The organism is Acidobacteriota bacterium (assembly GCA_029861955.1).
Taxonomy (GTDB): Bacteria; Acidobacteriota; Polarisedimenticolia; order Polarisedimenticolales; family Polarisedimenticolaceae; genus JAOTYK01.
This window is the reverse complement of sequence record JAOTYK010000061.1, coordinates 1-8,759: the sequence shown is the minus strand read 5'-3', so window position 1 is coordinate 8,759 and position 8,759 is coordinate 1. Positions and strand designations below refer to the sequence as shown.

Here is an 8,759-nt window from a genome sequence, read left to right as displayed (position 1 = left end):
ACGCCTATGCCGAGCGATTTGTCAGGTCGATCAAGGATGAGTGTCTCAATCGAATGATCTTCTTCGGCGAACGGTCGCTTCGGAAAGCAACTCGCGAGTACGCCGCTCACTATCACCGGGAGCAGAATCATCAAGGGATCGAAAATCGCCTCATCGAGCCGGATGACCGTGCCGAATCGGCATCGAGTGCCACCGAATGCGCCCAGCGGCTCGGCGGGATGCTTCGTTTCTACCATCGGGTCGCAGCGTAGATCGATTTACCTGACACTCGTCGACTCGAAGTGACGGTCGGCCCAGTTTTTGGACAGTACGCGCACTATACTTTTGAGAAAGGACAGGTGCCAAAAACAGAGCCCGATGTCACAGGGCGCACGCAACATGGACACCCTAAGGGCAAACAGAGAAGTTCGAGCGCTCCACGCAGGTCGCGAATCCGATGCTGCCCTCTGCTCCCCCGCCGTCCTCCGCGGAGATCAGATAGAAGAAGGCCGTTCCGGGCGCCGGTAGCTCTCCATCGCTGAGCAGGGTGTCGGTTCGATTCCCATCCAGATCGTCGCGGCACGTTCCGAAGGCCGCGTACCCGAGGGTCCCGAGAAAATCGCGATAAATGTGGTATTCCGTCGCTGACGCCGCAGCATCCCACTCCAACGTTTGAGAATCGCTCCAGAACAAGTTGGCAACATCACCAGGGACCAGCCCGGTGTTGTGCGCCTCGTACGGACCCAGATCGTTCTGAGCCAGACCGTCACCGTCCCAGTCGCGCAAGCGGCGATCGCCGTTGAGGTCGGTGCAAGGCTCTCCCCCGTAGAGCGACGGGGCGGGGCCAGAGTCCAACGCTGGCGAGCCCGGTTGCAACTGGTAATCGTTCGCCCCGGCAAACAGCGGATCGCTCTGCAAGTTGCCATTGACCAGAGTGCAATCGACGGTGCCGACGATCGAGTGCGATACGTCGCTGCAACTGACGCCCGCCATGTCCGCGACCGAGTTGTTCCACAGGATCGAACCATCGATCGCAACCGCCCCGACACCGCTGTTGTCCACGCCAGACCCACTGCTATCGGCCACCGTGGAGCGCAACATCTGGAGCGAGCCGCTGGACGCGGCGACCGCGATGGCCTGCGCGTTCTGCACGATCAAGCATTCGTCGATTGTCGCTGTCCCGGAGATCTGCAACGCGGTTCCGGTCAGCCCCATCCAGGAAGTGTTTCGTGCGGTCAGGTCGGCGCCCGCCGCGATCGTCACGCCGTTGGCGACTGTTCCGTCGAAACTCACGTCACGAACGACGTGACTCCCGGCGTTCAGGATCAGCGCCGTACCGCTGATTGACGAAAAGGTTAGCTCGTCGAGTTCGGCTCCCACCGCCGCCTGGATTCCGTCGGTCCCGCCGATTGTCAGGTCGCGGAGCGTGATTCTGTTCGTTCCCAACGATGAGACCAGGTCGAAGGCTGGCCCCGTGGTCCCGGATACACTCACTCCCGAGTGGCTGCGCGCCGTAGTCGTTGCTCCCTCGAACTGAAGCACCATGCCGCGATTGACGACGACACTCTCGTTGTACACGCCGAGGCCGGGGAGAATGCGAATCAGGGTGCCCGATTGCAAAGCCGCATCGACGGCTTGCTGGATCGTGATGAAAGCGCTGGAGAAAGATCGTACCCGGCGCTACGAAACGGCGAGTGCCCTGAGTCAGGATATTCGACGCTATCTGGCCAACGAGCCCATCTCGGCCCGGCCGCCGAGTAGCGCCTATCGCGCCGGGAAATTCGTACGTCGCAACAGGTTGGCAGTTGCGATGGTGTCGGCACTGCTGGTCGCACTGGTTGCAGGTGTCGTAGGCACGGGGATCGGATTCGTTCGTGAGCGCAGCCAGGCACGCAGGGCGCAAACGGTCACCGACATGCTCACGAACATGCTCGGCAAGGTCGATCCGAACGTCGCCAAGGGCCAGGACATCACGGTGCGTCAGGTGCTCGACGAGTTGGCCAAGACCATCGACGAGGATTTCGGTAACGAACCGGAGATCGAAGCCGAGGTGCGCGCAACCATCGGCACGATGTACTACGAACTGGGGTTGTATGAGGCTGCGGAGCCTCATCTGGAGAAAGCGGTCAAGCTACATCGGCGGGTCCACGGAGCTGAGCACGAGGCGACGCTGAACCTGCTCAACCGAGTGGCCATGAATTCCTACGGGCAGCGGCGCTTCGACCGGGCGACCGAAATCTGGGAGGAATTGGTGGCCTCGCAGAGCGACCAGCTGGGAGCAAAGCACGAGCGCACGCTGACGGCCAAGCAGAATCTCGCGACCATCTACAAGAACCTCCAGCGCTTCGACGAGGCCGAGCGTCTGTTCGTGGACGTGCTTGAAGATCGACGCCGAGTTCTGGGCAATGACAACGGCTTTACGACGGCGACGATGAACAACCTGGCCAACCTGTACAACCAGACCGGCCGCCCCGAGATGGCCGAGCCACTGTACGTTGAGGCGCTTGCAATCAGGCGCAGGGTACTGGGCAACGACCACGGGAAGACGCTGGTCAGCGCGTTCAGTCTGGGAAACTTGCGTCTTGAGCGGGGCGACAAGAAGAGCGCCGAGGCACTCCTGCGGGAAGCCTACGACGGTCTAGAGACCCTTTACAAGGGCGACAACCACGAACACACGCTGTACGCCCTCCATGCCTTGGCCTTGACCCTTCAGGGCCTCGGGCGACTGGACGAGGCGACGACGTTGGCCGAGCGATCGTTGCGCCGTCATCACAAGAAGTACGGGACCGAGGCCGAAGATACGATCGCAGCAGCCGCTCTACTTGTGGAGCTTTTCGACGAGCAGCAGCGTACGAGCGATGCCGCCGAGTTGCGCCGACAATACGGCATTAACCCGGTGACCGTTGACTAGGGCCTCCCCGATCACCCCAACCCATTGCATCACAACAACTTCAAATGGTGGGCCCACCTGGACTCGACGCCGAGGTGCGCAGCACCGAGTCGCGGCGACCGCAGGGAGCCAACCTGGGACCAGCGGATTATGAGTCCGGTTCCGGGATTCGTGTTTGGTGGACTCTAGCGACCTACCGATCTTTTTGGTGTCCGTGGTGTCCGCCCAGATCCAGGCTTTCCGTCCTCTATGTCACTTTTTGGACACTCATTTTCCCATGAGCTCGTACTTGTCCAGCAGTGCGGCAAACTCAGGATTATCGCGCAGCGGATCCCAGACCGGATTCATGGTGGAGAAGCAATTCTATCCACGTTTTCGGATTCTCCGCGTCTGGGAAACGGGTGATATGTAACCAACTACCGCCGCATTCTACGGTGTCCCGCCACCCCAACAGCGTGCCCATCGGGCACGTTTATCACCCGAATTCAAGGCTTCTTGAAATTCGCTGAATCCGTCGGCCACGCCGCCGCGAATACCCGTAGGACAGCAAGAACAACGTTCGAACGCAGGGCTGCGACTGCCGACCGCACCGAGCCCGGCCAACTGCAGACAGGAGACAGAATCATGTGGAAGTTCATGCTCGCGGTCCTGATGGTGATGGCGGCTCCGGCAACTATGGCCGGTTCGGATTGGTACGTGAGTGGTTCGTTCGGTACCGTTTCTCAGGAAGAAAGCGAAAACTCCGGCGCCTTCACCTCCGACTTCACGACCGGCGACGGCAGCCCGGCCGTCCCCAACGGCACCGTCCTTCCGTTGGGAACCAACGTGGGATGGACCACCGAATTCGACAGCGGCACGGCGTTCTCGTTCGAGGCCGGCAAGCGCTACTCGAGCGGTCTTCGTTCCGGGATCGAGGTCTCGTGGGCCAGCGCCGACGTAGACTTCCACGACGGCGTCACGGCCGGCGGAACGTTGATCGACGGTGTCGACGCCGCGGTCCTGACCGGAAGCGCCATGCAGCTCGGGGCCACCGTGGGCCAGATCGTCGCCGCCGGGCAAGGCGAAATCGAGACGATGAGCATGATGGCCAACGCCTACTACGACTTCAACCGCGACGGCATGTTCTCGCCCTACCTCGGTGCCGGCATCGGGTTCTCCTCGGTGGACGTCACGTTCAACCCTTCGGGCGTGGGCATCATCGACGACGATGACACGGCGTTCGCCTACCAGGTCAAGGTCGGGGCTACGCTCAACTTCAGAGATCGCTGGGAAGCGTTCGCCGAGTACGGCTGGCGCGAGGCCGACATCGAGGCCGATGCCAGCCTGATCCCGGCTTCGCTCGACATCGAGAACGAGCAGGGCCTCCTGTCCGTCGGCATGCGCTACAAGTTCGGCAAATAATCCGGCTGCAGCCGGCATGGTCCGGCATCACTCCTGGGCGAGGGGCCTCGTCGGCCCCTCGCACCGGAGTCTCTTGGGCATAATGCGGCCATCTCTTGAGCCACAGTGGATAGATCAGATCCGCGTCACAACTTGAACTGGTGGGCCCACCAGGACTCGACCCCGCTGCTATGCCACAATAAAGGAATGAAACAACTCACCGCAGCGCTACTGACCGCCGCTCTCGTCACCGTACCGCTGGCGGCGCAGACCCCGAACCATCGCGAAGGGGCGCCGTATCGAGCCAAGCTCAGCCCGCCGCACGCCGAGGGCCAGGTGCTCATCGTCAAGGGCCGCGTGACCGACGCCTCCAGCGGCAAGGGAGTCACGCACGCCGTGCTTGATACCTTCCAGGCCGACGCCGAGGGCAATTACCACGCCGATAGCTTCGAATACCGCGCCCGCGTCTTGACCGACGAGCAGGGCCGGTTCGAGTTCGAGACGATCGTCCCACGCAACTACGGGCCGGCTCCCCACATCCACTTCTTCGTCACGGCCGACGGCTACCGTGAGCGGCGCACCGACATGTACTTCCGCGACGAACAGCACCCCGACGGAGGCCCCGCCGCGCTGACGCCGAAGCTGATCGAGCGGGAGGCCCGCAACGGCAAGCGGTACTTCGAGGCGCGATTCGACGTCACGATGGATTCGGCAGAGTCTTCCCGTGAGGAGTAGGATCGCGAGTCTGCTCTTCGTACTCCTGTTCGCGGCGCTACCGCTTCAGGCCGGTGAGCCGACAAACTGGCCCAACTGGCGCGGCCCGCTGCTGAGCGGAGTCAGCCCCGACGGGAATCCGCCGATCGAATGGAGCGAGACGCACAACGTCCGCTTCAAGGTCGCAGTGCCGGGCCGGGCGCTGTCGTCCCCCGTCGTCTGGGGCGACAAGATCTTCGTGATGAGCTCGATGTCGATCGATGCGGCGGCCTACTCCGCGTCGCAGCAGGCGGCCTCGCAGCTGCTCGAGCGCAACGAGTGGCCGCCCAAGGTTTCGCCGGTCGAGCAACGCTTCCTGGTGATGGCTTACTCGCGACTGGACGGAACGCTGATCTGGCAGCGAACGGCGACACAGCAAGTACCTCACGAGAGCCACTACATCGATTCGGCCTGGTCGTGTGCCTCGCCGGTCACCGACGGCACCCGGGTCATAGCGCATTTCGGATCCAACGGGACGTACGCCTACGACATGGACGGGCAGTTGTTATGGCAGACCGACCTGGGCGACATGGCGACGCGCCGCGGCTTCGGCGAGGGAAGCTCGCCGGCGCTCCATGACGACACCCTCGTCGTCAACTGGGATCACGAGGGCGAGTCGTTCCTGGTCGCGCTGGACGCGGCGACGGGGAAGGAGCGCTGGCGCGCGGCGCGCCCCGGTGAGGTTTCGTCGTGGGCCACGCCGCTGATCGTCGAGCGTGACGGGCAGACCCAGATCGTGATTCCGGCGACCGGACGCAGCCGCGGATACGACCTCGAGACAGGCCGCGAGTTGTGGAGCGTCTCGGGAATGACCGTCAACACGATCCCGACGCCGGTGGAGCGAGACGGACTGGTCTTTCTGGCCAGCGGCTATCGCGGCACCATGCTGCAAGCGATCGATCTGGCACTGGCCTCGGGAGAACTCGAGAAGAGCGAAGCGTTACGCTGGATCCACGACCGGGATACACCGTACGTGCCGTCGCTGCTGCTTTACGACGACACGCTGTACTTCCTGAAACACTACAAGAACATCCTGTCGGTGCTCGATGCGACGAGCGGGGAACCGCGACGACCGCCCGCGCGACTGGAGGCACTGGGGGCGATCTGGGCCTCGCCGGTCGGGGCGGCGGGGCGTGTTTACGTCTTTGATCGGGATGGCAAGGCGGTCGTCTTCGAACACGGGTCGAAGATGAAGGTGCTGGCCGTCAACGAGTTGGACGGGATCGTCGATGCCACGCCGGCGATCGTGGGGGACGGGATCTACGTGCGGACTCGGACTCATCTTTATGGGATCGCTCGGGATGGGGATGGAGCACGCCCGGCGATTCGTTAGAATCGCCGCCATGAGCGACGAGTCGCTGGGGAACGCGGTCGATGCCGGGTTTGCCGATTTCGAGCTGATGCGGACGGACTCGGACCTGGACGCGATCCGCGGGCCGGAGTTCGATGCGATCCTGGCGGCAGCCGAGACTCGCGACTGAATCGGAGGCGTATCTGGTGGGCCCACCTGGACTCGAACCAGGGACCAGCGGATTATGAGGGCAAAACATCAGGGCGGCGTTTCAAGCTTTTTTAAAACGTTGCCCTGTTTCTTTGTCCAGGGTTTCCACCAGTGTCCAGGGATTCCATGGCGTTGCGTAGAGTTTGCGTAGAGTAGAACTACCACCAAGCGCCACGATGTCTTACGTGCTCACCGTAGTTCCGCACTCTTATCATGGGCAAGTGCTCGAACGTTCTAGTTCCGGCGGCCCCCACGAACTCGAGCCGCAGTCGTTCGACGCGCCGACGAGGTAATAGAAGCCGTTTTCCGGACGCCGGAACATCCGTATCGTCATAGAACGTCTACGGCGAGCCCCAGGTCATGCAAGACGCCGGCGTCCCCGCGGCCAGGCCGTTCAAACCGCCCCGCGCAACGTGGAAGGTCGCGTTCCCGGGAAGCGGGGACCACTGGACCGTCACCTTGTTGCCGTCGACACCGACATCGCCAACTTCCCCGGGGGGTGTCCCACAGACTGAACTACCTTGCGAGACGCTGAACGTGATCTGCCCTCCATCCGTGGACGTTTGGAAGTGCGGGTCGCTGGCCATCACACGAACCCGCACGTCGGACAATCCGGCGCTCGGCGGGAGTTGCCAGTCGAAGCTCGTGGCGGCCGGCGGCAGGTCCTCGGCGATGAACTGCCAGGTCCGCCCGCCGTCGGTCGAGACCCCCTGCGACCCAACCATTGTAATACGGGCTAACCTACGGACCGAGGTGAGCTTACGGCTGATGGCGGAGCCCGATCCGGCCTTCCCGCCCGGCGCCGTTCATCGAATCGAAAGATCGGGCCGATATAAGGGGCAAACGATGAACGGGATCCGGAGAGACCGGATGTATCAAAAGCGAGGACGGCCAATCAACTGGCCGAGGGGGGCGAAGTAGTCATGACCAAGAGCCAGATGCACCGAGTCCTGTCGATCCTCGGCGTCCTGATCGCGTTGACAGCATCGTTTACCGCACAGGCCCAAGTACCACCTGCGAACGACGACTTCGTCAACGCGGAGGTGCTCCCCACCGACACCACCTGGCTGGGCAGCAATGTCGATGCGACCGCCGAGCCGGGCGAGCCCTCGCATGCGGGAGTGTCCACGGGCTCGTCCATCTGGTTCGAGTGGACCGCCCCAACCGACGGCTTCGTGACGGTGGACACCTTCGGCTCCAACTACGACACCGTCCTCGCCCTCTACATCGGCACCGCCGTCGATGCGCTGACCGTGGTCGCATCGAACGACGATGCCCCGGGCTGGCTGCAGAGCGAGTTGTACCTCATCCCCGTCGGAGTAGGAACGGTCTACAGCCTCGCAGTGGACGGATACTCGGCCGCCCAGGGTAACGTGACGCTCAACGTCTCCTTCTGGGACGGCACGGACACGGCACCGCCGACGATCACCATCGACACCCCCTGGGAGGGAGCCGTGTTCGTCGAAGGTGCCGTCGTGCCGGCTTCGTACTCTTGCGAGGACCCGCCGCCCGGTGCCAGCGGCGTTGCAACCTGCATCGGGGACATCCCGGTCGGCGAGCCGATCGACACGCTCGGACAGGGCCCGCATCAGTTCACCGTCTCGGCGACCGACGTGGACGGCAATGCGTCCAGCGCGACGGTGAACTACACGGTCAGCGGCACCGACGTCACACCGCCATCCGTAACGCTGACGGCTCCGGCGGACGACGCCGTGTTCGTTCAGGGGGCCGCCATCGCGGCCGCTTACTCCTGCTTCGACGAGCCGTTCGGCAGCGGCATCGCCACCTGTGTCGGCGACCTACCGTCCGGCAGTTTGATCGACACCTCGCTCATCGGGTCCTTCACGTTCACCGTGACCGGTACCGACAATTCGGGCAACGCCACCTCCGTGGTCGCGAACTACACCATCATCGATGCGTTGCCGAACGACAACTTCGCCGACGCCCAGCCTCTCGCACAGGACGACACGTGGGTCGGCACGAACGTCACGGCCACCGTGGAGACGGGCGAGCCGCGGCACGGCGGGGCCGGGGGCTTCGCGTCAATCTGGTTCCAGTGGACGGCGCCGATGGATGGCTACCTGACCGTCGATACCTTCGGCTCGAACTTCGATACGGTGCTCGCGATGTACACGGGCACCGCTGTGGATGCCCTCACCCTGGTCTTCGCCAACGACGATTGGGGCGGACCGCAGAGCCGGATGGGCGACGTCCCGGTGACCGCGGGTACCGTCTATCACATCGCGGCGGACGGCT

The 8,759-nt window shown here is 63.2% G+C and carries 9 protein-coding genes; 7 read left to right on the top strand and 2 right to left on the bottom strand.

Annotated elements, in window-relative coordinates; all coding sequences use genetic code 11:
* Positions 1–251, top strand: a 251-nt coding sequence (locus OES25_16795; protein ID MDH3629296.1) for a transposase, incomplete at its 5' end; no start/stop codon positions are given.
* A 136-nt stretch (positions 252–387) separates the two neighbouring features.
* Here the strand turns inward: OES25_16795 and OES25_16790 are convergent.
* The gene (locus OES25_16790) at positions 388–1,599 is read right to left on the bottom strand and encodes a right-handed parallel beta-helix repeat-containing protein (protein MDH3629295.1); all 1,212 of its coding nucleotides are present in this window, start codon (positions 1,597–1,599) and stop codon (positions 388–390) included.
* Here OES25_16790 and OES25_16785 point away from each other — a divergent pair.
* The 5 genes from OES25_16785 (at position 1,586) to OES25_16765 (ending at position 6,483) form a co-directional block, all read left to right on the top strand.
* Complete coding sequence (locus OES25_16785) at positions 1,586–2,890, top strand: tetratricopeptide repeat protein (GenBank protein ID MDH3629294.1); 1,305 nt, start codon at positions 1,586–1,588, stop codon at positions 2,888–2,890. The genes OES25_16790 and OES25_16785 overlap by 14 nt on opposite strands.
* A gap of 603 nt (positions 2,891–3,493) precedes the next feature.
* Positions 3,494–4,270, top strand: coding sequence for an outer membrane beta-barrel protein (locus OES25_16780; protein MDH3629293.1), 777 nt, complete (start codon positions 3,494–3,496; stop codon positions 4,268–4,270).
* A gap of 186 nt (positions 4,271–4,456) precedes the next feature.
* Complete coding sequence (locus tag OES25_16775) at positions 4,457–4,984, top strand: hypothetical protein (protein MDH3629292.1); 528 nt, start codon at positions 4,457–4,459, stop codon at positions 4,982–4,984.
* The gene (locus OES25_16770) at positions 4,974–6,335 is read left to right on the top strand and encodes a PQQ-like beta-propeller repeat protein (GenBank protein ID MDH3629291.1); all 1,362 of its coding nucleotides are present in this window, start codon (positions 4,974–4,976) and stop codon (positions 6,333–6,335) included. The genes OES25_16775 and OES25_16770 overlap by 11 nt, the downstream gene beginning before the upstream one ends.
* A gap of 10 nt (positions 6,336–6,345) precedes the next feature.
* Positions 6,346–6,483: a hypothetical protein gene (locus tag OES25_16765; protein MDH3629290.1), complete on the top strand. Its 138-nt coding sequence runs from the start codon at positions 6,346–6,348 to the stop codon at positions 6,481–6,483.
* Positions 6,484–6,844: 361 nt separating this feature from the next.
* Here the strand turns inward: OES25_16765 and OES25_16760 are convergent, their stop codons facing one another.
* Positions 6,845–7,228, bottom strand: coding sequence for a hypothetical protein (locus OES25_16760; GenBank protein ID MDH3629289.1), 384 nt, complete (start codon positions 7,226–7,228; stop codon positions 6,845–6,847).
* Positions 7,229–7,426: 198 nt separating this feature from the next.
* Between OES25_16760 and OES25_16755 the strand changes: the two genes are divergently transcribed.
* Positions 7,427–8,759 (top strand): hypothetical protein (locus OES25_16755; protein ID MDH3629288.1); only part of this gene is annotated, 1,333 nt, incomplete at its 3' end.